Origin of the sequence: Mycobacterium paragordonae (assembly GCF_003614435.1) — a bacterium.
In the GTDB taxonomy this organism is placed as follows: Bacteria; Actinomycetota; Actinomycetes; order Mycobacteriales; family Mycobacteriaceae; genus Mycobacterium; species Mycobacterium paragordonae.
This window is the reverse complement of record NZ_CP025546.1, coordinates 6,526,223-6,551,647: the sequence shown is the minus strand read 5'-3', so window position 1 is coordinate 6,551,647 and position 25,425 is coordinate 6,526,223. Positions and strand designations below refer to the sequence as shown.

28 protein-coding genes and 2 tRNA genes are annotated in these 25,425 nt (G+C 67.6%); 16 read left to right on the top strand and 14 right to left on the bottom strand.

Annotation, left to right across the window (positions count from 1 at the left end; all coding sequences use genetic code 11):
* Window positions 1–17: 17 nt before the first annotated feature.
* Entirely contained in the window at window positions 18–1,259 is a 1,242-nt protein-coding gene (lipE, locus tag C0J29_RS29430; protein ID WP_120794370.1) for a lipase LipE, read from the bottom strand.
* 24 nt (window positions 1,260–1,283) lie between these two features.
* Between lipE and C0J29_RS29425 the strand changes: the two genes are divergently transcribed.
* Window positions 1,284–1,670 carry a hypothetical protein gene (locus C0J29_RS29425; protein ID WP_065045890.1) on the top strand — a complete coding sequence of 129 codons (387 nt, stop codon included), beginning with the start codon at window positions 1,284–1,286 and terminating at the stop codon, window positions 1,668–1,670.
* On the opposite strand, the gene C0J29_RS29420 is transcribed toward C0J29_RS29425, so the two are convergent.
* Window positions 1,657–2,481, bottom strand: coding sequence for a crotonase/enoyl-CoA hydratase family protein (locus tag C0J29_RS29420; protein ID WP_120794369.1), 825 nt, complete (start codon window positions 2,479–2,481; stop codon window positions 1,657–1,659). The genes C0J29_RS29425 and C0J29_RS29420 overlap by 14 nt on opposite strands.
* Before the next feature lie 23 nt (window positions 2,482–2,504).
* Between C0J29_RS29420 and C0J29_RS29415 the strand changes: the two genes are divergently transcribed.
* A complete protein-coding gene (locus C0J29_RS29415) occupies window positions 2,505–3,086 on the top strand; it encodes a TIGR03086 family metal-binding protein (RefSeq protein WP_065045888.1) in 582 nt (193 codons plus the stop codon).
* 96 nt (window positions 3,087–3,182) lie between these two features.
* On the opposite strand, the gene C0J29_RS29410 is transcribed toward C0J29_RS29415, so the two are convergent.
* Window positions 3,183–4,235 carry a pyridoxal phosphate-dependent aminotransferase gene (locus C0J29_RS29410; protein ID WP_120794368.1) on the bottom strand — a complete coding sequence of 351 codons (1,053 nt, stop codon included), beginning with the start codon at window positions 4,233–4,235 and terminating at the stop codon, window positions 3,183–3,185.
* An 82-nt stretch (window positions 4,236–4,317) separates the two neighbouring features.
* Between C0J29_RS29410 and C0J29_RS29405 the strand changes: the two genes are divergently transcribed.
* Together C0J29_RS29405 and C0J29_RS29400 are read left to right on the top strand one after the other, a co-directional pair.
* Window positions 4,318–4,409 (top strand) — tRNA-Ser (locus C0J29_RS29405).
* Between the two features lie 32 nt (window positions 4,410–4,441).
* Window positions 4,442–4,514 (top strand) — tRNA-Arg (locus tag C0J29_RS29400).
* Between the two features lie 4 nt (window positions 4,515–4,518).
* Here C0J29_RS29400 and C0J29_RS29395 read toward each other — a convergent pair.
* Genes C0J29_RS29395 through C0J29_RS29385 form a run of 3 tightly spaced genes read right to left on the bottom strand, consistent with a single transcriptional unit; the run spans window position 4,519 to window position 6,256 of the window.
* Window positions 4,519–4,836 carry a hypothetical protein gene (locus tag C0J29_RS29395; protein ID WP_120794367.1) on the bottom strand — a complete coding sequence of 106 codons (318 nt, stop codon included), beginning with the start codon at window positions 4,834–4,836 and terminating at the stop codon, window positions 4,519–4,521.
* A 47-nt stretch (window positions 4,837–4,883) separates the two neighbouring features.
* Window positions 4,884–5,912 (bottom strand): phosphotransferase family protein, encoded by a 1,029-nt coding sequence (locus C0J29_RS29390; RefSeq protein WP_120794366.1) that lies wholly within the window; start codon window positions 5,910–5,912, stop codon window positions 4,884–4,886.
* Window positions 5,909–6,256, bottom strand: a complete 348-nt coding sequence (locus C0J29_RS29385; RefSeq protein ID WP_120794365.1) for a nuclear transport factor 2 family protein — start codon at window positions 6,254–6,256, stop codon at window positions 5,909–5,911. The genes C0J29_RS29390 and C0J29_RS29385 overlap by 4 nt, the downstream gene beginning before the upstream one ends.
* A gap of 115 nt (window positions 6,257–6,371) precedes the next feature.
* Between C0J29_RS29385 and C0J29_RS29380 the strand changes: the two genes are divergently transcribed.
* The 3 genes from C0J29_RS29380 (at window position 6,372) to C0J29_RS29370 (ending at window position 10,824) form a co-directional block, all read left to right on the top strand.
* Window positions 6,372–7,310, top strand: a complete 939-nt coding sequence (locus tag C0J29_RS29380; RefSeq protein ID WP_120794364.1) for a class I SAM-dependent methyltransferase — start codon at window positions 6,372–6,374, stop codon at window positions 7,308–7,310.
* Window positions 7,311–7,425: 115 nt separating this feature from the next.
* Window positions 7,426–8,766: a PE family protein gene (locus tag C0J29_RS34580; protein ID WP_120795040.1), complete on the top strand. Its 1,341-nt coding sequence runs from the start codon at window positions 7,426–7,428 to the stop codon at window positions 8,764–8,766.
* 126 nt (window positions 8,767–8,892) lie between these two features.
* Entirely contained in the window at window positions 8,893–10,824 is a 1,932-nt protein-coding gene (locus C0J29_RS29370; RefSeq protein WP_120795039.1) for a PE family protein, read from the top strand.
* 3 nt (window positions 10,825–10,827) lie between these two features.
* On the opposite strand, the gene C0J29_RS29365 is transcribed toward C0J29_RS29370, so the two are convergent.
* Window positions 10,828–11,643, bottom strand: coding sequence for a hypothetical protein (locus C0J29_RS29365; protein ID WP_197748234.1), 816 nt, complete (start codon window positions 11,641–11,643; stop codon window positions 10,828–10,830).
* Window positions 11,644–11,734: 91 nt separating this feature from the next.
* Between C0J29_RS29365 and C0J29_RS29360 the strand changes: the two genes are divergently transcribed.
* The 5 genes from C0J29_RS29360 (at window position 11,735) to C0J29_RS29345 (ending at window position 15,022) form a co-directional block, all read left to right on the top strand.
* Window positions 11,735–12,148, top strand: coding sequence for an MmcQ/YjbR family DNA-binding protein (locus tag C0J29_RS29360; RefSeq protein WP_120794363.1), 414 nt, complete (start codon window positions 11,735–11,737; stop codon window positions 12,146–12,148).
* 108 nt (window positions 12,149–12,256) lie between these two features.
* Window positions 12,257–12,508: a hypothetical protein gene (locus tag C0J29_RS34120; RefSeq protein WP_082978330.1), complete on the top strand. Its 252-nt coding sequence runs from the start codon at window positions 12,257–12,259 to the stop codon at window positions 12,506–12,508.
* 12 nt (window positions 12,509–12,520) lie between these two features.
* Entirely contained in the window at window positions 12,521–12,676 is a 156-nt protein-coding gene (locus C0J29_RS33040) for a DUF6131 family protein (RefSeq protein ID WP_162951586.1), read from the top strand.
* A gap of 149 nt (window positions 12,677–12,825) precedes the next feature.
* On the top strand, window positions 12,826–13,530 hold the full coding sequence (gene tcrX / locus C0J29_RS29350) for a two-component system response regulator TcrX (RefSeq protein ID WP_120795037.1): 705 nt from the start codon (window positions 12,826–12,828) through the stop codon (window positions 13,528–13,530).
* Window positions 13,508–15,022, top strand: coding sequence for a sensor histidine kinase (locus tag C0J29_RS29345; RefSeq protein WP_120794362.1), 1,515 nt, complete (start codon window positions 13,508–13,510; stop codon window positions 15,020–15,022). Before tcrX ends, C0J29_RS29345 begins: the two co-directional genes overlap by 23 nt.
* Before the next feature lie 9 nt (window positions 15,023–15,031).
* Here the strand turns inward: C0J29_RS29345 and C0J29_RS29340 are convergent, their stop codons facing one another.
* On the bottom strand, window positions 15,032–15,502 hold the full coding sequence (locus C0J29_RS29340) for a lipoprotein LpqH (RefSeq protein WP_065049324.1): 471 nt from the start codon (window positions 15,500–15,502) through the stop codon (window positions 15,032–15,034).
* A 146-nt stretch (window positions 15,503–15,648) separates the two neighbouring features.
* Here C0J29_RS29340 and C0J29_RS29335 point away from each other — a divergent pair, with 146 nt between their 5' ends.
* The gene (locus tag C0J29_RS29335; protein ID WP_120795036.1) at window positions 15,649–17,529 is read left to right on the top strand and encodes an alkyl/aryl-sulfatase; all 1,881 of its coding nucleotides are present in this window, start codon (window positions 15,649–15,651) and stop codon (window positions 17,527–17,529) included.
* A gap of 27 nt (window positions 17,530–17,556) precedes the next feature.
* On the opposite strand, the gene C0J29_RS29330 is transcribed toward C0J29_RS29335, so the two are convergent.
* From C0J29_RS29330 to C0J29_RS29310, 5 genes are read right to left on the bottom strand one after another with little or no spacing between them, the layout of a single operon-like run.
* Window positions 17,557–18,525, bottom strand: a complete 969-nt coding sequence (locus tag C0J29_RS29330; RefSeq protein WP_120794361.1) for an NADPH:quinone oxidoreductase family protein — start codon at window positions 18,523–18,525, stop codon at window positions 17,557–17,559.
* Window positions 18,525–19,127, bottom strand: a complete 603-nt coding sequence (locus C0J29_RS29325; protein WP_120794360.1) for a TetR/AcrR family transcriptional regulator — start codon at window positions 19,125–19,127, stop codon at window positions 18,525–18,527. The genes C0J29_RS29330 and C0J29_RS29325 overlap by 1 nt, the downstream gene beginning before the upstream one ends.
* Before the next feature lie 2 nt (window positions 19,128–19,129).
* A complete protein-coding gene (locus C0J29_RS29320) occupies window positions 19,130–20,431 on the bottom strand; it encodes an acyl-CoA dehydrogenase family protein (RefSeq protein WP_065050267.1) in 1,302 nt (433 codons plus the stop codon).
* 16 nt (window positions 20,432–20,447) lie between these two features.
* Window positions 20,448–21,212, bottom strand: a complete 765-nt coding sequence (locus C0J29_RS29315) for an SDR family NAD(P)-dependent oxidoreductase (RefSeq protein ID WP_065162874.1) — start codon at window positions 21,210–21,212, stop codon at window positions 20,448–20,450.
* 1 nt (window position 21,213) lies between these two features.
* Window positions 21,214–22,242: a phosphotransferase family protein gene (locus tag C0J29_RS29310; protein WP_120795035.1), complete on the bottom strand. Its 1,029-nt coding sequence runs from the start codon at window positions 22,240–22,242 to the stop codon at window positions 21,214–21,216.
* A gap of 87 nt (window positions 22,243–22,329) precedes the next feature.
* Here C0J29_RS29310 and C0J29_RS29305 point away from each other — a divergent pair, with 87 nt between their 5' ends.
* Together C0J29_RS29305 and C0J29_RS29300 are read left to right on the top strand one after the other, a co-directional pair.
* Window positions 22,330–22,938, top strand: a complete 609-nt coding sequence (locus C0J29_RS29305; protein WP_065162873.1) for a histidine phosphatase family protein — start codon at window positions 22,330–22,332, stop codon at window positions 22,936–22,938.
* Between the two features lie 45 nt (window positions 22,939–22,983).
* Window positions 22,984–24,027, top strand: coding sequence for a phosphotransferase family protein (locus C0J29_RS29300; RefSeq protein ID WP_065162872.1), 1,044 nt, complete (start codon window positions 22,984–22,986; stop codon window positions 24,025–24,027).
* Here the strand turns inward: C0J29_RS29300 and C0J29_RS29295 are convergent.
* Window positions 24,024–24,395 (bottom strand): LapA family protein, encoded by a 372-nt coding sequence (locus C0J29_RS29295; RefSeq protein WP_065162871.1) that lies wholly within the window; start codon window positions 24,393–24,395, stop codon window positions 24,024–24,026. The genes C0J29_RS29300 and C0J29_RS29295 overlap by 4 nt on opposite strands.
* Window positions 24,396–24,494: 99 nt before the next feature.
* Here C0J29_RS29295 and C0J29_RS29290 point away from each other — a divergent pair, with 99 nt between their 5' ends.
* Window positions 24,495–25,424: an ABC transporter substrate-binding protein gene (locus C0J29_RS29290; protein ID WP_065050258.1), complete on the top strand. Its 930-nt coding sequence runs from the start codon at window positions 24,495–24,497 to the stop codon at window positions 25,422–25,424.
* The last annotated feature ends 1 nt before the right edge of the window (window position 25,425 follow it).

Below are 25,425 nucleotides of genomic sequence, written 5' to 3'. Positions count from 1 at the left end.
AGCCCGGGGACAAACGCTCAGACGCGCGGGATCGTCGCCGCGATGGTGTCCATCAACGCCTTGTAGCGCTTGAGCTCGGGATCCTTGCCGGGCTTTCCGCTGCTGATCAATCCGGCGGCCATGCCTCGCGCCGGGTCAGCCCAGATCGCGATGTTGGCCAGGCCCAGGTTCCCGAACGCCTGCGGCGCGTTGCGGCCGAACGGCCCGAACCGCTCGGTGCCCAGCATGTATCCGGTGCCCCAGCGGGCGGGCATCAGTCCCACCGCGACGTCGGGCCGCAACCGGCGGCTTTGCTGCACCGCGCCGTACATCCGTTCCGGGCTCATGATGCGCACACCGTCGAGTTCGCCACCGCGACGCCAGATCTCGGCGAACCGGGACAGTTCGTCCGCGGTGGAGATGGTGTTCGACGAGGGCACGACGGTGGAGAGGAACGCCGGGGTGTTCGTGTAGGGGATGATCTCGTGCACGGTGCCGCCGATCGCCTTGCGGAAGATCGCCGCGATGGCCGGCGGGAGCGGCTTGCCGGTCGGGTGGCTGGGCGCGACCAGCGGGATGTCCTCGGGTGCGACGCCGAAGTTGGTCCACCGGAAGTTCAGCGGCTCCAGGATCTCGGCCGCCAGGATGTCCCGGATGTCTTTGCCGGCGGCCGCGTAGACGATTTCGCGCATGAGCGGGCCCCAGGTCAGCGCGTGATACATGTGCATCCGGCCGGGCGGATACAGCGGCCGTAGTTTGCCGAGCTGTTCCTGCGCGTATTCGTGGTCATCGGCGCGGCGCAGGTCGGGCTTGGGGCCGGTGGGGAACGGGACTCCCGCGCTGTGGGTGAGCACGTGTCGGATCGTCGTCTTGTCCTTGCCGTGGCTGGTGTAGCTGGGGATGTATTCGCAGACGCGGTCGTCGAGCGCGAAGACCCCCTGGTCGACGAGCATGTGCACCACGGTCGCGGTGATGCCCTTGGCCGCCGAGTACACGCAGAACGGCGTGCCGGTGGTGACCGGGATTTTCTCGGCGTCGGGTTCGTCAGTGGGCGCGTTGCCCCAGCCGTGGCCGATCGCGCGGTTGAGCACGACCTTCCCGTTGCGACGGATGCAGAGCTGGATAGCGGGATGCATGCCGGCCTGGTACCAGTGCCGGGCGGCCTGCCAGATCCTGTCGACGGAGGCTTGGTCGATCTCGGAGTGGTCTTCTTCGCCGATCGCCGTCACGGCGTCCAGGTCGGCCGGCACACGAATCCGGCCATCGGGTGTCGAGGTCACTCGCGCCAGCCTAGCTTTGGACCCATGCCTGTTCGCTCACGCTACGTCGAGGTGATCCTGCTCGTCTTCGGCTGTTATTCGGTGGGCCTGGGCGTGTTCATGATCGTCGCGCCCGGCGTCTTCTTCGACAGCCTCGGCGCGTTCGGCACTCGCAACGACCACTACATCTTCGACAACGCCTCGTTCGAGCTGCCGCTGGGGCTGTTGCTGCTGGCGGCGCTGCGGTGGCCGTCCTGGCGGGTGCCGGCGCTGGCGTTCGCCACCGCGCACTGGGCACTGCATGCGCTGAGTCACCTGGTCGATACCGGTCACCGTGCCGGCGCGACGGTCGGCTGGCTGGAGTTCGCCGGGTTGGTGATCTCGACGGGGTGGCTCGCTGCTGCCCTGTGGATCAGCGCTACTCGCCGGTGAATTGCGGCGGGCGCTTCGCGAACGTCGCCGAGATGCCCTCGGTCAGATCCTTCGACGGCAGGAAGGCCGCGTTCCAGGCCGCGACATAGCGCAGGCTCTCCGACACCGCCGAGATGCGTTGCTGGTCGAGCACGTCCTTAATGCCGTGCACGGTCAGCGGAGGGTTGGCGGCGATCTCCGCGGCGGTGGCGTGGGCCGCCGCGAGCGTGGCCTCGGCGTCGTCGTAGACGTCGTTGACCAGGCCTATCTTCTCGGCGCGGGCGGCGTCGATGTCTTTGCCGGTCAGCGCGAGTTCGCGCAGGTGCCCGTCATTGAGGATCAGCGGCAGGCGGGCGAGGCTGCCCACGTCGGCGACGATGGCCAGCTTGACCTCACGAACCGAGAACTTGGCGTCGGCACTGGCGTAGCGGATGTCGACCGCCGAGATGAGGTCGACCCCGCCGCCGATGCACCAGCCGTGCACCGAGGCGATCGTCGGGGTCCGGCAGTCGGCGATGGCGGTGATAGCGCCCTGCATGCGCTTGACCTCGCGGTGAAAGACCGCGCGTGGGCCGGCCAGGGCCTCACCGGACAGCAGCGGGGTGAACGACCCGCCCATGGCCGGCACGTCCAGGCCATAGCTGAAATTCCGGCCCAACCCGGTGATGACGATGGCGCGCACGTCGGGATCGGCGTCCAGCGTCGCGAACACGTCCGGCATCTCCGACCAGAAGGCGGGCCCCATCGCGTTGCCCTTGCCCGGACCGATCAACGTCACCTGCGCTACCTGGTCCTTGATCTCGACGGTGACGGATTCGTATGTTTCGCCCATATCGAGACCGTAGCGTGGCTGGTATGCCCGACGACCTGGTACCTGGCCCCGAATCTCCGCCCACCGACGAGCTGCGCAGTGCTGAGTTGAGCCTCGGGGTGCTGCAGCAGGTGCTGCACACCGTGGCCGGCTCCGACAAGTCCAAGCAGACTCCGTGCTCGGAGTACAACGTCAAGGACCTGACCGGCCATCTGGTCAATTCGATCACCAGCCTGGGCGGCATGGTCGGCGCCAAGGTCGACGTGCCGCCGGACACCGACTCGGTGGAACAGCTGGTGATCAGCGTCGCCCGGCCGGCACTGGACGCCTGGCACAAGCACGGCCTGGACGGAGAGGTCGCGTTCGGGGGTGGGTCGATGCCCGCGCGGGTTGCCGTTGCCGTCTTCTCTCTCGAGTTCCTGGTGCACGCCTGGGATTACGCCCGCGCCGTCGGGCGTGACGTCGAGGCTCCGGAGTCCCTGTCCGAATACGTGCTCGGGTTGGCGCACAACGTGATCCGGCCCGCCCAACGCGGCGCCGCCGGATTCGACGATCCGGTCGACGTGCCCGACGACGCTGACCCGCTGACCCGGTTGATCGCGTTCACCGGCCGCAATCCCGCCTAGCGCGGCCCCTCTCGCGCCGAGTGTGCGGCCAGCTTCACGCTCGGCGCCGAGTGTGCGGCCAGCTTCACACTCGCTGCGGCAAGAGGGGCGGAGGCCTCAGATCCAGCCGCGGGCGAACCGGAGCAGCGCGTCGTTCTCCTGCGGCGCGCCGATCGTGACGCGGACGCCGTCGGAGCCGTACTGGCGCACGACGATCAGCGCGTCGGCGGCCCGCTGCACGAAGTCCGCGGTGCGGTCGCCCAACGGCAGCCAGACGAAGTTGGCCTGGGACGCCGGCAGCTCGAAGCCGGCGTCGCGCAGCGCCGCGCTGACCCGTGCGCGTTCGGCGACCACCGCGCCGGTGCGTTCGAGCAGTTCGTCGGCGGCCTGCAGTGACGCGATGGCGGCAGCCTGCGAGACGCTGGTCGCGGTGAACGGGACGTAGACCTTGTCCAGGGCGGTGATCACGTCCGGGTGACCGACGGCGTAGCCGATCCGCAGGCCCGCCAGACCGTACGCCTTGGAGAAAGTCCGAAGCACCACGACGTTGTCGTGCGAACCGACCAGTCCCAGGCTGTCGGGTGCCATGCCGTCACGGATGTACTCGACGTAGGCCTCGTCGATGACGATCAGGATGTCCGGTGGGACCGCTTCCACGAAGCGGGTCAGCGCGTCGGGCGCAACCACCGTCGAGGTCGGGTTGTTGGGGTTGCAGACGAAGATCAGCCGGGTCCGGTCGGTGACCGCGGCCAGCATCGCATCGAGGTCGAAGGTGTGGTCGCGCAGCGGTATCTGGACCGGGGTGGCGCCGGCGACCTGCACCTGCGGCGGGTACAGCTCGAAGCTGCGCCAGCCGAACACCACCTCGTCTCCCGCCGACGCGGTGATCTGCACGAGTTGCTGACACAGGCTCACCGAACCGCAGCCGACGGCGACGTGGCCGGGCGTGAAGTCGCCGCCGAGATGTTCGGCCAGAGCGGCTTTCAGCTGCACGCAGCCGTTGTCGGGGTAGCGGTTGATCAGGTCGGTCGCGTTCTGGATCGCCGCCCGCACGCTGGGCAGCGGCCCGAACACGGTCTCGTTGCTGGCCAGTTTGATGGCACCGGGCACGGTCTTGCCGGGAACGTAAACGGGCAGCCCGGCCAGCGCGGGCCGCAGGCGGGCGGTCACTTCGACAGCATATGTCGCGGCTGTGTACGCTATGCCTCCGGCGGCTTCGGTATCCGGGGTCGGGTACCCTTTGGAAGGCCATGGAGGCGTGCCAGAGCGGCCGAATGGGGCTCACTGCTAATGAGTTGTTCCCCTCAAAGGGAACCGGAGGTTCAAATCCTCTCGCCTCCGCCACGCAACACCTGCTCGACCACAACTGAACACCGGCGCCCGTAGCTCAACGGATAGAGCATCTGACTACGGATCAGAAGGTTAGGGGTTCGAATCCCTTCGGGCGCGCTCGCTAAGACTTTTCAGTGGTGCTGGCAAGCAGCCGTGAACTGACCAAAAGCGCAGCACCGACCGCGATCAGGGTAATGGCCCAGGAATTCTTGGTAGCGCGAACGATTTCGCAATCTCCGTCGAGCAGGGCCTGGGTTGCCGCCGGCACAACCGCGTTGTAATCGCCTTCGTAACGATTCTCGGGGGCAAGTAGATTTCCGCACCACAAAGAGGTGCCTCCGCGCACTGAATCTCGCTGGATGAATCCGCCGAATCCGATGAACAGTCCGGCCAGCAGGGCGGCCACCGCGAGCGGCAATACGATCTTTCTTGCGTTCATCGCCCAAGCGTCGCACCTCGGGCAGCATCAATGCTGTATCCCGGCGCCTAAGTCTGGATCATCGTCAACGCCCGCTCGAACAGGTGCACCGTTGCCGCGTGCAGCTGATCGCCGACCGCCTTCTCGGCCTTGCCCGCACAGGCCCGGGCCAGCGTCCCTTCGATGACGATGCCGAGCTTGAAGCAGGCCAGCACGGTGTACCAGGTGATGTGCGACAGATCGCGCGTGGTGTTGGCGGCATAGCGCTTCAGCAGTTCGTCGGTGCTGGCCAGGCCGTCGGTGCCGCCCAGGGCGTGGCTGAACACGCTCGATCCGTCGTCCTGGCGCCAGGTCGCCAGCAACCAGCCGAGGTCCAGCAGCGGGTCGCCGATGGTGCACATCTCCCAGTCGACGATCGCCACCACGTCGGGCCCGGTGCGCGAGAACATCACATTGGCCGCGTGGTAGTCGCCGTGCATGATGCCGGGCGTCCACTGCGCCGGCCGGTGACTCTCCAGCCAGCCGGACACCTCCGCGATGCCGGGGATGTCGGGACCGGGGTAGCCTTCGTACTCCTGGTAGGACTCCAGCTCCGAAAGCCAGCGTGGCACCTGACGTTCCAGAAAGCCGTCCGGCTTGCCGAAGTCCGCCAGCCCGACCTCGACGTGGTTGACGGCGCCGAGTTTGGCCAGCGCGTCGGCCATCGACAGCCCCATGCCGTGCCGCACCTCCGGATTGCCGGCATGCAGTTCCGGCAGTCCTTCGCCGGCATTGAACCCGTCGATCGGCTCCATCAGGTAGAAGACGGCGTCACCCAGCACGCCGGTGTCGTCGCACGTGGCGATCAACCGTGGATGCGGGACGTCGGAGCCGGCCAACGCGGCCAGCACCTTCGTCTCCCGCAGGATCACGCTGTTGCTGCGGGAGCGCAGGTGCCGCGGGCCGCGTCGCAACACGTAGGGCCGGCCGGAACGGGTGAAGCGCAGCATGACGTTTTGCGTCCCGCCGGTCACCGCGGACACGTCCTGCAGCGGGCCCTCGCCCAGTCCTTGCTCGGACATCCACCGCGCGACGGCGTCCAGATCGACCCCGCTCATGCGGTGGCGCGCAGGGTGTAGCGCACGGTCTGTGCCCAGATCATGCCGTCGCGGAACACGAAAGTATCGACGCCGTCGTCGGCCCGGTGGTCCGCGGCCACCGCCGCCCACTCGAGGAAGAGCACATCTCCGCCGAAGATCTGGGTCTTCAGATCCCACTGCGCGTCCGGAAGATCGTCGAGCAGTTTCACGAACACCTGGCGGATCTCGTCACGACCCCGCGCGACGCCGGCCGACGTGATCACCACCGAGTCGTCGGCGTAGTCAGCGACGATCTCGTCGAGGTCACCCGTGACGAGTGCCTTCCCGTGATGGGCGAAGACTTCCTGCGGCGTACGTGTCATGGTGCTCCCTTGCAACCTGTAGACCCTCTGGGAAAAAGGGTAGGGGAGCGGCGCGCGGCGTCCGCGGCGGGAAGAATAGTTTGCGAAACTCACTACTTCTGGCGAGGGGAACGGCATGCCGCGCACTGACAACGATTCGTGGGAGATCACCCAGAGTGTGGGATCGACCGCGCTCGGCGTGGCCGCCGCCCGAGCCGCCGAAACCGAGAGCGCGAACCCGTTGATCCGGGACCCGTTCGCGCGGGTGTTCCTGGATGCCGTCGGCGACGGGATGTGGAGCCTCTACGCCGACCCCACGTTGCTGGCCCAGGCATCCGAAATCGACCCGCAGGTGCAGGCGCGAGCGCAGATGCTGGTCGACTTCATGGCCACCAGGACGGCCTTCTTCGACGAGTACTTTCTCGAGGCCGCCGACTCCGGTGTTCGGCAGGTCGTGATCCTGGCCGCCGGACTCGACGCCCGGGCCTGGCGGCTGCCGTGGCCCGACGGCACCGTGGTCTACGAGCTGGACCAGCCCAAGGTGCTGGAATTCAAGACGGCCACCCTGGAGCGGCACGGCGCCACGCCGACGGCGCGACTGGTCAACGTCCCGATCGACCTGCGGCAGGACTGGCCGAAAGCATTGCAGGACGCGGGATTCGACCCCGGCCGGCCGTCGGCGTGGTCCGCCGAGGGGTTGGTGCGCTACCTGCCCGCCCAGGCCCAGGACCTGCTGTTCGAGCGAATCGATGCGCTCAGCGCACCGGGGAGCCGGCTGGCCTCCAACGTCCCCGGGGAGGGATTCATCGACCCGGATCTGGTGCAGCGTCAGCGGGAAGAGATGCAGCGCATGCGTGCGGTGGCCGCCCAGGTCACCGCCGCCGACATGCCCGCGGTGGAAGATCTCTGGTACGCCGAGGAACGCACCGCGCTGCCCGAGTGGTTGCGCGATCGCGGCTGGGAGGCCTCGGCGGTGGACTTCCCCGGATTGATGGCCCGCTACGGTCGCAGCGTCGCCGACGGCGCCGAGGTCGCTATGCCGCCGACCCTGTTCGTGTCCGCGCACCGGCCGTAATCGGCCGCCGGGCCGCCGGCATAGGCGATTGCCCGGGATATCCCGCGAGGGCTCCGTAACGCGCGCGTCAAAATTCTCGATCAATGAAGAAACCTGGTCATAGGGGGTGCGCGCGTTGTCGGATCTTTTGGCAGTTCCGGAGATGCTGGCGGCGGCAGCGAAAGACATCGCCGGCGTCGGTTCGACCCTAAATTCGGCCAACGCGCTGGCCGCGGCCAACACCACGGCGGTCGCGGCGTCCGCGGCCGACCAGGTGTCGGCGGCAGTCGCTTCGTTGTTCAGCGGCCACGCACAGCAGTACCAGGCATTCAGCAGCCAGTTCGCGGCGTTCCACGAACAGTTCGTCCAGACTTTGGCGGGAGCAGCTGGAAGCTACGCAGGCGCAGAAGCGTCCGCCGTGCAGACCCTGCAGCGCGACGTCCTCGGCGCAATTAATGCACCGACGCAAGCTCTGCTGGGTCGGCCGCTGATCGGCGATGGCGCCGACGGAACGGCCGCCAATGCTAACGGCGGCGCCGGCGGACTGCTGTATGGCAATGGCGGCAAAGGGTATTCGCAAACCACGGCAGGCGCGGTCGGTGGCGCCGGGGGTGCGGCGGGCCTGCTCGGCAACGGCGGCGCCGGTGGCACCGGCGGAACGGGTGCTGCCGGCGGCGCGGGGGGTAGCGGTGGCTGGTTGTACGGCAACGGCGGCGTTGGTGGGCAGGGCGGAGCGGGTTCGCTGGCGACGACGACTGCGCTCGCCGGTAGCGGGGGCGCCGGCGGGGCCGGCGGTGCTGCGGGGCTGTTCGGCTCAGGAGGCGCAGGCGGCCTGGGCGGAGTCGGCGGAAGCACCGGCGTCAACGTCGCGGGCAGTCCGGTAGCCGGCCTCGGCGGTGAGGGTGGTGCGGGAGGCCGCGGTGGGTTACTGGTCGGCAATGCCGGCGCTGGGGGGCACGGAGGCAGCGGCGGCAACGGATTCCTCGACAACGGCAGCAGCATCATGGTCGCCAATGCGGCTGGCGGCGGTGGCGGCAACGGCGGGGTCGGCGGCGCTGCCGGCTTGTTCGGTGCGGGCGGCGTGGGTGGCATGGGCGGCTCCGGCGGTTCACCCGGGGTTCCCGGGCTCCCGCCCGGTTCCACCGTTTTCAACGGCCCCGGCGCGACCTTTGACTTCAGCGCCTCAGGCGGGGTTGGTGGCCCGGGTGGCGACGGTGGCATTGGTGGTGCCGGCGGCTGGCTATCGGCAGCCCCGGGTGGCGGCGGCCAGGGTGGCGCCGGTGGTGCCGCGATCTACACCAACGCTGCCAACAGCACGCTGATCGGTGCGCAAGGGGGCACCGGCGGCAACGGTGGTGACGGCGCTCCTGCCCGGCAGTGGGGATCCGCCGGGCCCGGTGGTCCGGCCGGCGTCGGCGGCATCGGCAAGCTGCAGCCCGGCGCTAACGGACTGCCCGGCGTAGCCGGTCTGGGCTGACAGGGCGCCGGCCGCATTTGAATTCTTGTTGATTCCGTCAATACACCAGCGCACCAATGTTGTTGACGTTAGCGTCAAACCTCCGATCAAGATCTGAATTCAAATCGTGGGAACACGGAGGTAATGGTGTCGTATCTGGTGGCGGCTCCCGACATGCTCGCGGCTGCGGCGTCCGATCTGGTGAAGATGGGTTCGACGCTGAGCGTGGCCAACTTTGTGGCGGCCGCGCCGACCACCAGTGTGTTGGCCGCGGGCGCCGATGAGGTGTCGGCGGCCATCGCCGGGCTGTTCACTGGTCACGCACAGCGCTATCAGGCGCTCAGCAATCAGGTCGCGCTGTTTCACGAGCAGTTCGTGCAAGCGCTGAGCGGAGCGGCCGGAACTTATGCCTCCGCCGAAGCCACCAACGTGGCTCTACAGACCGTCCAACAGGACATCCTCGGCGTCATCAATGCCCCGACCCAGGCGCTGCTCGGTCGCCCCCTGATCGGCGACGGCGCCAGTGGCACCGCCGCCAATCCCAACGGTGGGGCCGGCGGGCTGCTGTTCGGCAATGGCGGCAGCGGCTTTTCACAGACCACGGCCGGAGCGGCCGGCGGCGCAGGTGGTGCAGCCGGACTCCTCGGAAATGGCGGCAGGGGCGGCGCCGGCGGGTTGGGCGCGGCCGGCGGTGCCGGAGGTGCCGGCGGTTGGCTGTACGGCAACGGCGGAGACGGTGGCGCGGGCGGGACTGCATTGTTGACCGCCGCGGGGTCCAGCGGGGCCAACGGCGGCAGTGGTGGAGCCGGCGGTGCCGCGGGACTCTGGGGCGCCGGGGGTGCGGGTGGTGCCGGCGGTGCCGGGGGCGTCGCCGGCGGGGCGTCGCCCGATTTCGGCAACCAGGGCATCAGCGGCGGGGCCGGTGGTAGCGGGGGCCAAGGCGGGGCCGGCGGGCTGCTGTCCGGCAACGGCGGGGCCGGCGGTCAAGGCGGGTTGGGCGGCGACGGCAACGCAGAGGACCAGGGCCTTCGCGGCGGCGCGGGAGGCGCGGGCGGCTCCGGCGGGGCGGCCGGGTTGTTCGGTAATGGCGGCGTCGGTGCCTCCGGCGGGAACGGGGGAGCGGCCGGCGGTTTGAGCGCCGGTGCCGGAGGCGCCGGCGGCAATGGCGGCCACGGCGGCTGGATCGTGGGCGACGGCGGCGGTGGCGGCCTGGGCGGTGTGGGTGCCGGTGGCGGCACTGTCGACCAGTTTGGCAACGTCGTAGGCATCTACGGTGGCGCTGGTGGTGCCGGCGGAAGTGGCGGCGGTGCCGGCCTGTTCGGCAGCGGCGGCGCGGGGGCGTCCGGCGGATCGGGCGGCGCGGCAGGCGCTTTCAGACTCGGCGCCACCAACCTTCCCAACGGCCAAGGCGGTGACGGCGGAGTCGGCGGCAGCGGCGGCAATGGCGGGTGGCTGTCCGGTGCGGCCGGAGTAGGCGGGCACGGCGGCGCCGGTGGCGACGGCAGCTATCTCGACGCCGCCGGAGCTACCCAGACCGGCCTGCAAGGCGGCGTCGGCGCCGCCGGGGGACGAGGCGGCACCGCCGGATTGTTCGGCACCGGCGCGGCCGGCGGCGACGGCGGGGACGGCGGCAACAGTGGTTTGATCGGTTCTGGTGACGGCGGGGCCGGTGGTGGCGGTGGCGACGCAGGAGCACTGGTCGGGAGCGGCGGCAGCGGCGGCCGCGGCGGAGCCGGCGGCGATGCCGTCACCGATCCGGACGGAAATCCCGGCATCGGCGCCAACGGGGGTGCGGGCGGCACTGGCGGCAACAGCGGCTGGCTGTACGGCAACGGGGGCGCCGGCGGCGCCGGCGGTGTGGGCGGTTCGTCCGACCCGGCGGGCGCCACCTCCGACCCTGGCGCGTCGGGCGGCAACGGCGGTAACGGGGGCGCGGGCGGCGCTTCGCGATTGGTCGGCGACGGAGGGGCCGGCGGGGCGGGAGCGGCCGGCGGGGCCGGAACGCCTACCGGCGTGCCCGGGTCCAACGGGCAGACCGGCAGCACCGGTCCCGGCGGGGTTCTCTACGGCAACCCCTGAGCGTCAGCCTTTTTCGAGATCCTTCTTGATCGCGGCGATCGCATCCACGGGCGTCAGATTCTGTCCCTGACCGTTCTGCCCGAGCTGCGGCCAGCCCGTGCCGTCGGGTCCGCGCAATTGATCCCAGATGTCGCGCACCTTGGTCAACAATTCCGTCTGCTCGTCGTCGGAAAGAGCCATCAACCATCCTTCGCTCGTTGCGATGCCGCACGCGGCGGCGAATTGTTGCGGGGTAAGTCCATCGGCGGAGTTCATGTCGCAGCGGCCGAACGGCGGCGCGCCCTGGGGAAGGTTCGGGCTGTAGCCGTTGCCGTCGGTGTACTGGTGGGCGACCTGTCCGGGCAGATTCGGGTTGGACCCGTATCCAGCCGCGACCACGCGCAGTCCGGATGGGCGCACCCGCCACATATTGAAGAAGTCATACGCGTTGGCATATCCGATGATTCGGGCGGCTGAGCCCGCATAGTCAGCCAGATTCCAATACACCTGGTTGATCCAGCTGGACCCGTCACCGGGCGGGTTGCCCCCGGATTCGACGTCGAGCATCAAGGCAACCCGCGGATGCAGGCCGCCTTCCGCGTCGATCATCGCCCGCACGGTGTCGGCGTTGGCCTGCCAATTGGGGCGGACGTAGCTGTAGACGATGCCGAACGTCAGCCGGCCACTGTCTATTGCGCCGCGCATCCAGGCATAGTTGCGGGCGAAATTGTGATCCCGGTAGGTGCCGTCACTGACGCGAATCGATAACACCTGGTACGGATACGAGTCATTAACCGGCACTTGGTATTCCGAGACGTCGGCGAACAAGGTATCAGTCACCGTGCCGTTATCCCCCTCTGCAGCAACCTTTTTACCGGTTGCCCATGCTACAGACGCGGACCGTCAGGCCAGGCCCGGTATCGTCGCCGGTATGGCTGATCGACCCGCCACGGTCGGCGACGTGCACCGGATCGCCGCGTCCATGCCACACGTCAAGCGGCTGGAAGGTCCCAAGGGCAACCCGATCTATCAGGTGGGTGGGAAGTCGTTCGTGTTCTTCCGCACTCCGCAGCCCGACTGCGCCGATCCCGACACCGGCGAGCGGTGGCCGGACGTCATCATGCTGTGGGTGGAGTCGGAGAGCGACAAGCTCGCCCTGACCCAGGACCCCGATTCACCGTTTTTCAGCACTTCCCATTTCGACGGGCATCCCTCGGTGCTGGTGCGGTCGGGCCGGCTGGCCGAGATCAGCCTGACCGAGTTGACCGAGCTGATTCAGGACGCGTGGCTGTCCCGCGCTTCGAATAGGCGCGCCGCTTCGTGGTTGGCCGCGCAAGGCGGCTGATAGCGGGCGATTCGGGGCCAACTCTCCCGCCTTTTTCATGTTTAGGCATGAGTACAACGGGCAAAGCTCTGGGGACGCCAAATTGTTTCGGGAACAACGGAGGTCTCTATGTATCGCGGTCGCGGAATACTCGGGGTAATTGTCCTGGTGTGGCTGCTCATAGGGGTCGTTGCGGCCTGGCAGCGCGATTACTTCAAGGGCGAGGAAACCAGTTGCGCCTCACTGGGAACCGTTGCGGTGACGGTCATAGCGGGGCCCCTGAATTACATGGGCGTAAATCCGAAAGTGAAAGACTGCCATGCGCCCAAGTTGCCCCAACCCAGTGCATTGCAATCAATCAGTTATGTCCCTGCTAGGTAAAGGAAAGTTCCCATGATTGTCGTCGGCGCCCTCTTGCTCATCCTCGGATTTGTCTTCGGCGTGCATTTGTTGACAGTGCTTGGAGTGGTCCTGCTTGTTGTCGGTGCGGTCATGTGGGCCCTGGGCTCCGTCGGCCGGCCCGTCGCCGGCAGGCGAAACTGGTACTGATCCACGGCACACCGGGAAGGTCCCGTGACCGCAGCAGCGGCCACGGGATTCTTTCGTTTCACAGCCGGCGCATAGGGATGCCATAGCCTCGGCCTAGTCGGGTGCGGATACTGGAACTCGTGGCGGCTCCCCGAACTGAACGCGTGGTCATGTGCCGCGCCGACGGCCAACCGGTCACCGTGCTGGTGGTGGACGACGAACCCGTGCTGGCCGAGATGGTGTCGATGGCCCTGCGGTACGAGGGCTGGAACATCGCCACGGCGGGCGACGGCTTATCGGCTATCGCGGCCGCCCGGGCCGACCGCCCCGACGTGGTCGTCCTGGACGTGATGCTGCCCGACATGAGCGGGCTGGACGTCCTGCACCGGCTGCGTCAGGAAAATCCCGGCCTGCCGGTGCTGCTGCTGACGGCCAAGGACGCAGTCGAAGACCGTATCGCCGGATTGACCGCCGGCGGAGACGATTACGTCACCAAGCCGTTCAGTATCGAAGAAGTGGTGCTGAGGTTGCGCGCCCTGCTGCGACGCACCGGCGTCACCACCGTGGACAGCGGCGCCCAACTCATCGTCGGGGATCTGGTTCTCGACGAAGACAGCCACGAGGTGACTCGGGCGGGTGAGCCGATTTCGTTGACGTCCACCGAGTTTGAACTCCTGCGGTTCATGATGCGCAACGCCAAGCGGGTGCTGAGCAAGGCGCAGATCCTGGACCGCGTCTGGAGTTACGACTTCGGCGGCCGGTCCAACATCGTCGAGCTCTACATCTCATACCTGCGCAAGAAGATCGACAACGGTCGCGAACCCATGATCCACACGCTGCGCGGCGCAGGGTATGTCCTCAAGCCGGCGCGCTAGGAGCCCGCGGGTCTGGTCGCTTCGGCTGCGCCTGGTCGTCGGGCAGGTCGCGGTTCTCGCCGTCGTGTGTGTCGGCATCACCGCCGCAACCGAACTCGCGCTGCGCCACCACCTGCTGGCGCAGCTGGACAGCCAGCTCAGCGGCACCTCCTACCGCTCGTCACTGCTGTACCCGGAGCCGCCGCGGCGCCACGAACCGCGCGTCCCCAAGACGGGTCCCGGCCCTAAGTTCCTGGACGCCCCCGGCCAGCCGGCCGGCATGGTCGCGGCGGTGGTCAGCGACGGCAAGACGGTGGACGCCGGATACCTCACCAGCAGCGGCACCCGGGCCGCGTTGACACCCACCGCCCAGCAGCAGCTCGAGCAGATCGCCGGTAGCCGCTCGCCGGTGACGGTGAACCTCGACGGCCTGGGCCGGTACCGGGTCGTCGCCGCCCCCAGCCGCAACCGGGCCGACGTCATCGTGACCGGCCTGTCGATGTTCAACATCGACGCCACCGAATTCCGGATGTTGCTCATTTTCGGCATCGTCACGCTGATCGCGATGGCAGCCGCGACCGCCGCCGGGGTGGTCATCATCCGGCGGGCGCTCGCGCCGTTACGGCGGGTTTCCCAGACCGCCACCAAAGTGGCCGACCTGCCACTGGACCGCGGTGAGGTGGAGCTGCCGGTCCGGGTACCCGAGGACGACGCCAACCCCTATACCGAAGTGGGCCAACTCGGTTCGGCCCTCAACCGGATGCTCGATCACATCTCCGCCGCACTGTCGACCCGGCAGGCCAGCGAAACCCGGGTCCGCCAGTTCGTCGCCGACGCCAGCCACGAATTGCGCACACCGTTGGCCGCCATCCGCGGCTACACCGAACTAGCGCAACGCATGGGCGACGACCGGGAGGCGGTCGCGCACGCGATGAGCCGGGTCGCGTCGGAGACCGATCGGATCACGCGCCTGGTCGAGGACCTGCTGCTGCTGGCCAGGCTCGACTCCGGTCGGCCGCTCGAGCGGGAACCGGTCGACCTGTCCCGCCTGGCGGTGGACGCCGTCAGCGACGCGCATATCGCCGGCCCGGATCATCAGTGGGAGCTCGATCTGCCGCCGGAACCGGTGATGGTCACCGGCGACCAGGCGCGCCTGCATCAGGTGATGGCCAACCTACTGGCCAATGCCCGCATTCACACCGCGCCGGGCACCGTCGTCACCACCCGGCTGAGCACCGGGCCGGCACACACGCTGCTGCAGGTCACCGACAACGGTCCCGGGATTCCGGTGACGCAGCAATCGGAGGTTTTCGAGCGGTTCGCGCGTGGGGACAGCTCACGCTCTCGCAAAGGCGGCAGTACGGGGCTGGGTTTGGCGATCGTCTCCGCCGTCGTCAAGGCGCACAACGGGACCATCACCGTGCACAGCCGACCGGGCCGCACCGAGTTCGCGGTGCGGTTGCCGGTCGGCACCACATCAGATGGCTGGCAACCGCCCGCGTCGTCGGGTTGAGGGGTCGGATTAGGAGCAGGTGACGTCGATTTCGAAGGGCTTATTCACCGGGGACATCGGGTTGGCCATGTCCACGCCCGTGGCCGTGCCGGTGATCTTGTAGGCGTTGCCGTTCTTGGTCGCCTCGGCCTTGCCCTGGCCGGTGCCGGAGGTGTACGCGAGGGTCACGCCGTTGACGTTGCCGAGTCCCACCGACTTCACCTCGGGCGGGTTGGCGTCCGTGAGCACCGCGGCGATGCCGGTCGCGGACCCGCCGATCGCGATGTTGACGTTGCCGGCCGCCGTCGTGCACACGGTCGTGCCGGTCACGTGCTGATCCTGGCCGTCGATGATCACCTTGGTGCCGGAAGCGCTGCTGCCTCCGCTTGAACTCGCGCTCGAGGAACCGCTACTCGTGTTCGACTTCTTGTCCGAACATCCGGAAAGACCCGCGACCAGAATGGCCGCCCCGGCCACAGCGACCGTCAGTCCACGCTTCACCTGTGCTCCTTTGCCGTTGTAGCGGCCCATCGTCATTGCGGACCGCCCCGGCAGTATGCGACTTCACCGGACGGAATAGCTAGGGTCCAACGAAAAGAATTTGCATGCGAGTTGTGACTCGGGCCGCGCGAAATAGTGGAAAGGTGGTGCCGGTGGATCACAAGCCTCCTACCGCGACAATCGAGTCGGCACATAGCCAGCATCCGCTACCGTTCGATGACACAAGGGATTTCGACGACGCCGATCGGGGCTTTATCGCCGCGTTGACGCCGTGCGTCATCAAGGCCGCCGATGGCCGCGTGGTCTGGGACAACGACGTGTACTCGTTCCTCGACGGACCCGCCCCCACGTCGGTGCACCCCAGCCTATGGCGGCAGTCGACGCTGGCCGCTAAACAGGGCCTGTACGAGGTGGTCCCGGGTATCTACCAGGTCCGCGGATTCGACCTCTCCAACATCAGTTTCATCGAGGCTGACACCGGAGTCATCGTCATCGATCCGCTGGTCTCCACCGAGGTGGCCGCGGCCGCGCTGGAGCTTTACCGCGCACATCGGGGTGGGGAGCGGCCGGTCGTCGCGGTGATCTACACCCACAGCCATGTCGACCACTTCGGCGGTGTGCTCGGTGTGACGTCGCAGGCCGACGTGGACGCCGGGAAGGTGGCGGTGCTGGCGCCGGAGGGTTTCACCGTCCACGCCGTGCAGGAGAACGTCTATGCCGGTCCGGCGATGACGCGCCGTGCCACCTACATGTACGGCACGCTCTTGGATCGCGGGCCCGCCGAGCAGGTCGGTTGCGGTCTCGGGCAGACCCCTTCGACGGGCGAGGTGGGGCTGATCGTCCCGACCATCGACATCAGGGAGACGGGGGAGACGCACACCATCGACGGCGTGCAGATCGAGTTCCAGATGGCTCCCGGCACCGAGGCGCCCGCCGAGATGCACTTCTATTTCCCGCAGTTCCGCGCGTTGTGCATGGCCGAGAACGCGACCCACAACCTGCACAATCTGCTGACGCTGCGCGGTGCGCTGGTCCGTGATCCGCATGCCTGGTCGGGTTATCTCACCGAAGCGATCGACGCCTTCGCCGACCGCGCCGACGTGGTGTTCGCGTCGCATCACTGGCCCACCTGGGGGCACGACCACATCGTCGAATTCCTTTCGCTGCAGCGTGACCTGTACGCCTACCTGCACGACCAGACGTTGCGGCTGCTCAACCAGGGCTTCACCGGTGTGGAGATCGCCGAAATGTTCCAGATGCCACCGGCATTGGACCAGGCGTGGCATGCGCGTGGTTACTACGGCTCGGTCAGCCACAACGTCAAGGCCGTCTATCAGCGCTACATGGGATGGTTCGACGGCAACCCGGGCCGGCTGTGGCCGCACCCGCCCGAGGCGTTGGGCCCCCGGTATGTCGAGGCCCTCGGTGGCATCGATCGGGTGGTCGAGCTCGCCCGGGCCGCTTTCGATTCCGGAGACTTCCGTTGGGCGGCAACGCTTTTAGACCACGCGATGTTCACCGACGCTGATCACGCCGGTGCCCGCGCGCTGTATGCGGACACCTTGGAGCAACTGGGCTATGGCGCGGAGTGCGCAACCTGGCGCAACTTCTTCATGTGCGGATCCCACGAGTTGCGCGTGGGTAACTTCGGCACGGCGGTGCAGGCCACCTCGCCGACCCTGCTGTCCCAGTTGACGCCGGAGCAGATCTTCGACGGGTTGGCCATCCGGGTGAACGGGCCGCGCAGCTGGGATATGGACATCGCCATCGACATCACGTTCGCCGATCTGGATGCCAATTACCGGCTGGCCCTGCGCAACGGTGTGCTGGTGCAGCGTCGCGTGCCCGCTGACCCGGAATCCGCGACCGTAACGGTCAAGCTGGACACCAAGTTTCGGTTACTTGGCGTGGCGATGGGCGACTTCACCTCGCCGGGGCTCGAGGTGTCGGGCGACCAGAGCGCGCTGCAGTCGCTGCTGGCAGTGCTCGACCAACCGGACCCCAGCTTCAACATCGTGGTCCCATAACTGGGCCGGCGACGGGTCAGGCCATCCTCACACCAGGTCGATGATGACCTTGCCCAGCACTTTGCGGTCGGCCACAAAGCGCAGCGCCGCAGCGGTTTCCGCCAGCGGGAAGCGCGCGCCGATGTAGGGGCGGATCTTTCCGTCGGCGAACATCTGCGACAACTCGGCGATATCGCGGGCACACTCGTCGGGATAGTCGTCGGCGAAGGTGCGGATCTCCATCCCGCGAACCGTGATGTCCTTGAGCATCACCAGGTTCAGCGGAATGGCAGGTATGGATCCAGCCGCGTAGCCGAGCGTGACGAACATGCCGCCGCGGGCCAGGCCCCGCAGCGCGGGCTCGGCGTACGATCCGCCGACCGGGTCCAGGACCACGCGGGCACTGTCGCCGGTCAGCTCCCGGATGCGCAACTTGAGGTCCTCGTTGTCGTAATCGACGGTGGCCTCGGCGCCGCGCTCCCGGCACAGGTCCAGCTTCTTCGGGCTGGACGCGGCCGCCAGCACCCGCGCCCCCATCGCGACCGCCAGGTCCACGGCGGCCAGACCCACTCCGCCCGCCGCCCCCAGCACCACCACCCAATCACCCGGTGCGACGCGGGCCACCGACCGCAACGCGTGATACGCCGTCCGGTAGGTCACGCCGAACGCGGCGGCCGAGGCGAAGTCGACGCCGTCGGGAACCGGTGCGGCAGTCGCGGCATCCAGCACCGCCAACTCCGCGAACGCACCGAAGGTAGTGCCGAACACCCGCTGACCAAGGGTCGTAGTCACTCCGTTCCCGACGGCCACCACCTCGCCGGCGATCTCGTTGCCGGGGATGAACGGCGGCGGGATCTTGATCTGGTACTTGCCCGCGATGAACAGCACGTCGGGAAAATTCACGGCGGCGGCGTGCACCCGCACCAGTAATTGCCCGGGAGCCGGCACCGGGTCGGCAACCTCGGCCAGCGCCAACTCCTCCGGCGGGCCGTAAGCATTGCAGAGGATGGCGCGCATCAACGGACTCCCAGCCCGAGCAGGCAGAACTTCACCAGGTGCTCGATGTCTTCCGGGCCCGGCCGGTCGGCGGAACCCACATACCGCCGCATCATGGCGACCGTGCCACCGTAGACGGCCTCCACGTCGCGCTCGATGTCGGTGCTGCCGAGTGCGGTTACCGGTGCGGTGAGCAGATCGCGCAGCGGGCGCATCATTTCCCGGTCTGCGGCCAGCCAATTCGACAGCTGCGCCGCCACCGCACGGCTCATGCTGATCAGGTGCGGGTCGGCCACCTGCGCCAGCGTTCCCTCGATCCAGCGGGCCACCCTGTCTTCGGGCCTGTTCTCCTTGGCCATCTGGTGCTGCAGGTAAGACACCACGATCGCGATGCCGCGTTCCATCACCGCCAGGATGAGTTCGTCTTTACCCGCGAAATACCGGTAGAACGCCTTGTTCGACGAACCCGCCTCGGCCACGATGTCGCTGACGCGAGGCGGTTCGGGAGCCACCCGCTCCATCACCCGCACCGCGGCGGCCAGGATGCGTTCCACTTCCTCGGCAGCCGCACGCTGCCGGTCGTCGAGAGCGCGTTCGACGGCCGCGCTCGCCCGGTCACTCACGGCTAATCAGGAAGCGCCGGAACGCGATCGATCAGCCCCGCGTATTTCTTGCGGGCCGCCTCACGCCGGATGTCGAGCATCTCGCTGGGCCATTCACCCTCTTCGGGCTGGTAGCTCTTCAGCAGCATCCGGGCCAGGTTGACCTTGTGCGCCTCCGTCGGCCCGTCGGCCAATCCGAGCGCGATGCCGCCGAGCAACACGTTGACCAGTGGCAGTTGATCGCTGAGCCCGAGCGCGCCGTGCACCTGAATGGCGCGCAGCGCAATCGATTTCAACACCTGGGAGGCAAGTATCTTGCAGACGCCGATCTCGGCGCGGGCCGCGCGTTCGTCGCCGCTGTCGATCAACCAGGCGGCGTGCAGCACGGTGAGCCGGAAGGGGACCAGCTCGGTGTGCGAGTCGGCGATGAATTCCTGCACCAGTTGCTTGTCGGCCAGCGAGCTGCCTTGTGTGAAGCGGCTTTTGGCGCGGCGCGACATCATCTCGATGGCCCGCTGCGCCATGCCGATGGAACGCATGGCATGGTGCAGACGCCCGCCCGCAAGTCGCGTCTGCAAGATCAGGAAGCCCTGGCCGGGTTCGCCGAGCAGTGCGTCGGAACCGACCCGGACGTCGTTGTAGCGGACCAGCGAATGGCCCGGTTCGTGTGGGTCCGCGCCGACCAGATGGTGGTTGGCTTCGATGGTCAGACCGGGCGTCCCGGCCGGGATCAGGAAGGTCGACGCGCCCTGGTGCACGGGCACGTCCGGGTCGGAGATGGCGACCACGATGAAGAACGAGGCGACGGCGGCGTTGGAAGAGAAGAACTTCTGTCCGGTGATCACCCAGTCGTCTCCGTCGCGCACGGCGCGGGTGGTGAAGACCCGCGGATCGGCGCCGCCCTGGGGTTCGGTCATCGAGAAGCAGGAGAAGATCTCCCCGGACAACAGGCCGGCCAGATACCGGTCCTTCTGCTCCTGGGTGCCGAATCGGGCGAGGATTTCCGCGTTCCCGGTGTCGGGTGCCTGGGTTCCGAAGATGATCGGAGCCCACGGGCTACGGCCCAGGATTTCGTTGATCAGCGTCAGCTTGACCGCGCCGAATCCCTGGCCGCCCAATTCGGGCCCCAAATGTGGTGCCCACAAACCTTGGTCGCGCACCTGTTGCTTGAGTGGATCGACGATGCGCCGGCGTTCCTCGTTCAGCGGCAGGAACTCGCAGCCGGGAAACAGCACCTCGAGCGGTTCCACTTCCTCGCGAACGAAATTCCGTACCCATTCGAGTTTTTCCTCGAATTCGGGCTCGGTGGAGAAGTCCCATGCCATCGATTGCTCCTGCCTACTAGGGAATGCCGCCGTCGGCCCGCACGATGGACCCGGTGGTGAAACTGGACGCATCGGACGCCAGAAACAGTGCGGCACCGACGATTTCGGCGGGGTTTCCGGCACGTCGCAGCGACAGGTGCCCGAACATGTCGGTATCGCGCTCCTCGAGGTTCCAGGCCTTGCTGACGTCGGTCAGGAACGGCCCGGCCATGAGTGTGTTGACCCGCACCGTGGGGCCGAATGCGCGTGCAAAGCCCTCCGTCATGGCGTTGAGTCCGGCCTTGGCCGAGGCGTACGGAATGATGTCCGGACTCGGACGCAACGAGCCCGCCGAACTCACGTTGATGATCGAGCCACGGCCCGCGGCGACCATCCGCTCACCCACCAACGCCGAAAGGCGGAACGGCCCTTTGAGATTGAGGTTGAACACCGAATCGTAGAGCTTCTCGCTGACCTCGGACAGCTTGCCGTACAACGGCGACATGCCCGCGTTGTTGATCAGGGTGTCGACCTTGCCGAAGGCGTCGTAGGTTGCTTCCACCAGTCCGTCGAGTTGGTCCCAACGGCCGACGTGCACCTGATAGGGCAGGGCGGTGCGGCCGGTCTCGGCCTCGATCTCCTTGGCGACGGCCACGCAGTTGTCCATGTTGCGGCTGGCGATCACCACGTCGGCGCCGCAGCGTGCCAGGCCGAAAGCCATCTCCCGGCCCAGGCCCCGGCTGCCACCGGTGATCAGCACCACCTGGTCGGTGAGGTCGAAAAGGTCGTCGGCATAACCCATCTCAGGACCTCGTCAACTCTGCGGCGGTGGCGATCAGCTGCGGGATCATCGCCCCGAACGCGTCCTTGATCTTCGGGTCGACTTTGCCGGTGCGCACCCCGGCAGCGTAGGTCTTCTCCAGCACGATGCCCAGCTTCCAGTTCGCCAGCACCAGGTAATAGTCGATGTTCTCGGTGGACAGCCCGCTGATCGACTCGTAGTGGTTAAGCAATTCGCTGCGCCGTGGCATGCCGGCCATGTCGAGGTAGAACCCACCGGCGCGCGGTTCCTCACCGTCATAGCCCAGCAGGGCCCACGCCAGGTCCAGCAGCGGGTCGCCGACCGTGGTCATCTCCCAGTCGACGATCGCCGCCAACCTGGCCGGCGCCCCGTGCGCGAACATGACGTTCGCGAACTGGTAGTCGCCGTGCATGATTCCGGGCTGGTACTGCGCGGGGCGGTTGCGGCGCAGCCAATCCGCGGCCTCTTCCAGACCGGGCAATTCGCGCACCTTGTAGGCGTCGAGGAAGGCCAGCCAGCGGTCGACCTGCCGCTCGTGGAACCCGTCCGGGCGGCCGAACCCTTCCAGACCCTGGGCGCGCCAGTCCACTCGGCCCAGCTTGGCGGCGCCTTCGACGAGCTGGAAAGCCAGCTCCCGGCGGGCATCCAGGTCGGTGTCGAAGGGCGCGCGCCAGCCGCCGTCCATCGGGCTCCAGCCGTCGATGGCCTTCATCACGTAGAACGGCATACCCAGCACCGAGCCGGTCTCGTCGGCGGCGATCAACTCCGCATGCGGCACATCCGTGCCCGACAGCGCCCGCACCAATCGGATTTCGCGTAGCAGGCCGTCGATACGCGCGGCGTCGGCGCGGGGGCCGGGCATCCGCAGCACCATCCGCTCGGGCCCGCGCCGCACCAGGTACAGGGTGTTCTGCGAACCGCCGCTGAGCTGTTCCAGGACGAGCCGCTCGCCGTGTCCCGGCGCTTCCTTCGAGTCGAGCCAGTGGCCCAGGACGCCGGCATCCAGTTCGGTTCCGCTTGCAGTCGTCATCGTCTGCACACCCCACTCTCTGAGCGGAGAATAGCATTCTCCGCCGCGCCGGCAAGCGCGCGTGCAGGCGCATGCAAGGCTTGGCGCATGCAACTGCTTCTGGTCCGCCATGCGCTTCCGTTGCGCAGCGAACACGGCGAGGGTGCCGATCCCGACCTGTCCGAGACGGGATTTCAGCAGGTGGCGCGGTTACCGGAAGCGCTTGCGCGGTTTCCCATTTCCAGGGTGGTGAGCAGCCCGCAGCGGCGCGCGATCCAGACGGCCGAGCCATTGGCGCAGGCCCGCGCGCTGACCATCGACATCGAGGACCGGCTGGCCGAATACGACCGTGACCTGTCGTCCTACATCCCGATCGAGCAGATCCGTACCGAGTTCCCGGAGGAATGGGCGCGGATGGCGCAGGGGCACCTGCCCAGTGCCGTCGACGAGGACGCCTTCCGTGCCCGGGTGCGTGGCGCGATCGACGACCTGGTGGCCGCCGCGGATCCCGACGAGACCGTCGCCGCGTTCAGCCACGGCGGCGTGATCAACGTGGTGCTGCACGAGATTCTCGGCACTGCGCGGCTGCTGTCGTTTCCCATCGACTACGCCTCGGTGACCCGGCTGCTGTTCTCCCGGACCGGGCAGGCGACGGTGGCCACCGTGAACGCGACGGAGCACGTGTGGGATCTGCTGCCCCGAAATGTGCGCGGGTGAGGAGCGAACGATTCCACCTGCGCATGCGAGTGGTAAACAAGTGCGGTGACTTCGGTGGACCGACTTGACGGCCTCGAGCTGGCTGCGCTGGACGGGTATCTGCGTTCACTCGACATCCCGCGCACCGGCGAGTTGCGCGGCGAGTTCATCTCCGGCGGCCGCTCCAACCTGACCTTCCGCGTCTACGACGAGGCGACGAGCTGGCTGGTCCGGCGTCCGCCGCTGCACGGCCTGACGCCCTCGGCGCACGACATGGCGCGTGAGTTCAAGGTGGTGGCCGCCCTGCGGGACACCGCGGTGCCGGTGGCGCGCGCGATCGCCCTATGCGAGGACGACACCGTGCTGGGTGCGCCGTTCCAGATCGTCGAGTACGTCGAGGGTCAGGTGGTGCGCCGCCGCTCGCAGCTCGAAGCACTGGGCCGCCGCGCCATCGACGGCTGCGTCGATGCGCTGATCCGGGTTCTCGTCGACCTGCACAGCATCGACCCCGCCTCGGTCGGCCTGGCCGATTTCGGCAAACCCGACGGATACCTTGAGCGCCAGGTGCGCCGGTGGGGCTCGCAGTGGGACCTGGTGCGGTTACCCGAGGACCGCCGCGACGACGACGTCGCGCGTCTGCATTCGGCGCTGCAGCAAGCGATTCCGCAACAGAGCCGGACGTCGATCGTGCACGGCGACTACCGGATCGACAACACCATCCTGGACAACGACGACCCGACGATCGTGCGCGCGGTCGTGGACTGGGAGCTTTCGACTCTGGGCGATCCGATCAGCGACGCGGCCCTGATGTGCGTCTACCGCGACCCGGCGCTGGATCTGATCATCGACACCCAGGCCGCGTGGACGTCGCCGCTGCTGCCTTCGGCCGACGAACTGGCCGACCGGTACTCGCTGGTGTCCGGACAGCCGCTGGGGCAGTGGGAGTTCTACATGGCCCTGGCGTACTTCAAGCTCGCCATCATCGCCGCGGGCATCGACTTCCGTCGGCGCATGTCCGAGCAGGCCGAGGGTCAGGCTTCTGACGACGCCCCCGAGGTGGTCGCGCCGCTGATTTCGCGCGGACTCGCCGAGATCGCCAAGCTGTCCTAGCGGACGGCGGCGGTCAGGTTCTTCTTGGCCGCGCGACGCAGCTGAACGATCCGGGCGGTACCCACGGCGACGGTGATCAGCCCGCCGACGACGGCGGCCAGCAGGATCGCCACACCCAGCGGCAGGGTCCAGTGCCAACCCAGGAAGGTGAAAGCGGTGGACGCCGTGTTCTGCGCGATGAAGACCAGCAACAGGATCAGGATCAGGAACCCGACGATCAGCGACGACCACAGCGCACCGGCGCGGGTGAAGGCGGACGCCTTGTCCTTGGGCAGTGGACGGGACTGCGGCGGCGGCGTCTTGCGGGACGGCGAATGGTCGGGCCGAGGTGCATCCGGCGGAAGCGAGCCAGGAGAGGTGCTGGTCATACGTTCATCTTTCTCTATCTGGCGCGGAATGAAACCAAATCACAGGAAAACTCCTCACGCGCCGCGGCGGTGCGGCCACGTAGTCTCGGCAGGGTGAAAATGCTGCGGCGCGCAATGACCGCCGTGGCTGTCTGGTTGGTCGTGTACCCGGTGTCGGCCTGCGGCAATCCCGATCCGTTCGGGGCCGGGGCGGGCGGCCCGAGATCGATCGTGGTGGGCTCCGGCGACTTCCCGGAATCGCAGATCGTCGCCGAAATCTACGCACAGGCACTGCATGCCAACGGCTTCGACGTGGGGCGCCGGATGGGCATCGGCAGCCGCGAGACGTATATCCCGGCGCTCAAAGACCACTCCATCGACCTGGTGCCCGAGTACATCGGCAACCTTCTGCTCTATTTCGAACCGGACTCCAAAGCCACCGTCCTCGATGCGGTCGAGTTGCAGCTCTACCAACGGCTTCCCGGCGACCTGTCGATTCTGACGCCGTCGCCGGCTTCCGACACCGACACGGTGACCGTCACCGCGGGGACCGCCGCCAAATGGAACCTCAAGACTATCGCCGACCTGGCGGCGCATTCCGCCGAGGTGAGATTCGCCGCGCCATCAGCCTTCGCGACCCGTCCGTCCGGGTTGATCGGGCTCAAGCAGAAGTACGGACTCGACATCAGCTCCGGCAACTTCATGACGATCAACGACGGCGGCGGCCCGGTGACGGTACGGGCTCTGGTGGACGGATCGGCGACGGCCGCCAATATTTTCAGCACTTCCCCGGCCGTGGTGCAGGACCATCTGGTGGCGCTGGAGGATCCCGAGCACAACTTCCTGGCCGGAAATATTGTGCCACTGGTGAATTCGCAGAAGAAGTCGGATCGCCTCAAGGATGTGCTGGATGCGGTCTCGGCCAAGCTGACCACCGGTGGCATCGCCGAACTCAACGCGGCGGTCGCCGGCAACGGTGGTGTCGACCCCGATCAGGCGGCCCGGAAATGGGTGCACGACAACGGTTTCGATCAACCGATCGAGCGGTGAC

What these genes read in the sequence shown, in the direction of transcription:
- C0J29_RS29395 (WP_120794367.1), bottom strand. Translation starts at nt 4,836, where the DNA reads ATGAACGCAAGAAAGATCGTATTGCCGCTCGCGGTGGCCGCCCTGCTG.
- C0J29_RS29315 (WP_065162874.1), bottom strand. Translation starts at nt 21,212, where the DNA reads ATGGGTTATGCCGACGACCTTTTCGACCTCACCGACCAGGTGGTGCTG.
- C0J29_RS29295 (WP_065162871.1), bottom strand. Translation starts at nt 24,395, where the DNA reads ATGACCAGCACCTCTCCTGGCTCGCTTCCGCCGGATGCACCTCGGCCC.
- C0J29_RS29380 (WP_120794364.1), top strand. Translation starts at nt 6,372, where the DNA reads ATGCCGCGCACTGACAACGATTCGTGGGAGATCACCCAGAGTGTGGGA.
- C0J29_RS29425 (WP_065045890.1), top strand. Translation starts at nt 1,284, where the DNA reads ATGCCTGTTCGCTCACGCTACGTCGAGGTGATCCTGCTCGTCTTCGGC.
- C0J29_RS29310 (WP_120795035.1), bottom strand. Translation starts at nt 22,242, where the DNA reads ATGACGACTGCAAGCGGAACCGAACTGGATGCCGGCGTCCTGGGCCAC.
- C0J29_RS29415 (WP_065045888.1), top strand. Translation starts at nt 2,505, where the DNA reads ATGCCCGACGACCTGGTACCTGGCCCCGAATCTCCGCCCACCGACGAG.
- C0J29_RS29385 (WP_120794365.1), bottom strand. Translation starts at nt 6,256, where the DNA reads ATGACACGTACGCCGCAGGAAGTCTTCGCCCATCACGGGAAGGCACTC.
- C0J29_RS29360 (WP_120794363.1), top strand. Translation starts at nt 11,735, where the DNA reads ATGGCTGATCGACCCGCCACGGTCGGCGACGTGCACCGGATCGCCGCG.
- C0J29_RS33040 (WP_162951586.1), top strand. Translation starts at nt 12,521, where the DNA reads ATGATTGTCGTCGGCGCCCTCTTGCTCATCCTCGGATTTGTCTTCGGC.
- C0J29_RS29390 (WP_120794366.1), bottom strand. Translation starts at nt 5,912, where the DNA reads ATGAGCGGGGTCGATCTGGACGCCGTCGCGCGGTGGATGTCCGAGCAA.
- C0J29_RS29345 (WP_120794362.1), top strand. Translation starts at nt 13,508, where the DNA reads ATGTCCTCAAGCCGGCGCGCTAGGAGCCCGCGGGTCTGGTCGCTTCGG.
- C0J29_RS29305 (WP_065162873.1), top strand. Translation starts at nt 22,330, where the DNA reads ATGCAACTGCTTCTGGTCCGCCATGCGCTTCCGTTGCGCAGCGAACAC.
- C0J29_RS29420 (WP_120794369.1), bottom strand. Translation starts at nt 2,481, where the DNA reads ATGGGCGAAACATACGAATCCGTCACCGTCGAGATCAAGGACCAGGTA.
- C0J29_RS29320 (WP_065050267.1), bottom strand. Translation starts at nt 20,431, where the DNA reads ATGGCATGGGACTTCTCCACCGAGCCCGAATTCGAGGAAAAACTCGAA.
- C0J29_RS29290 (WP_065050258.1), top strand. Translation starts at nt 24,495, where the DNA reads ATGCTGCGGCGCGCAATGACCGCCGTGGCTGTCTGGTTGGTCGTGTAC.
- tcrX (WP_120795037.1), top strand. Translation starts at nt 12,826, where the DNA reads ATGTGCCGCGCCGACGGCCAACCGGTCACCGTGCTGGTGGTGGACGAC.
- C0J29_RS29330 (WP_120794361.1), bottom strand. Translation starts at nt 18,525, where the DNA reads ATGCGCGCCATCCTCTGCAATGCTTACGGCCCGCCGGAGGAGTTGGCG.
- C0J29_RS34120 (WP_082978330.1), top strand. Translation starts at nt 12,257, where the DNA reads ATGTATCGCGGTCGCGGAATACTCGGGGTAATTGTCCTGGTGTGGCTG.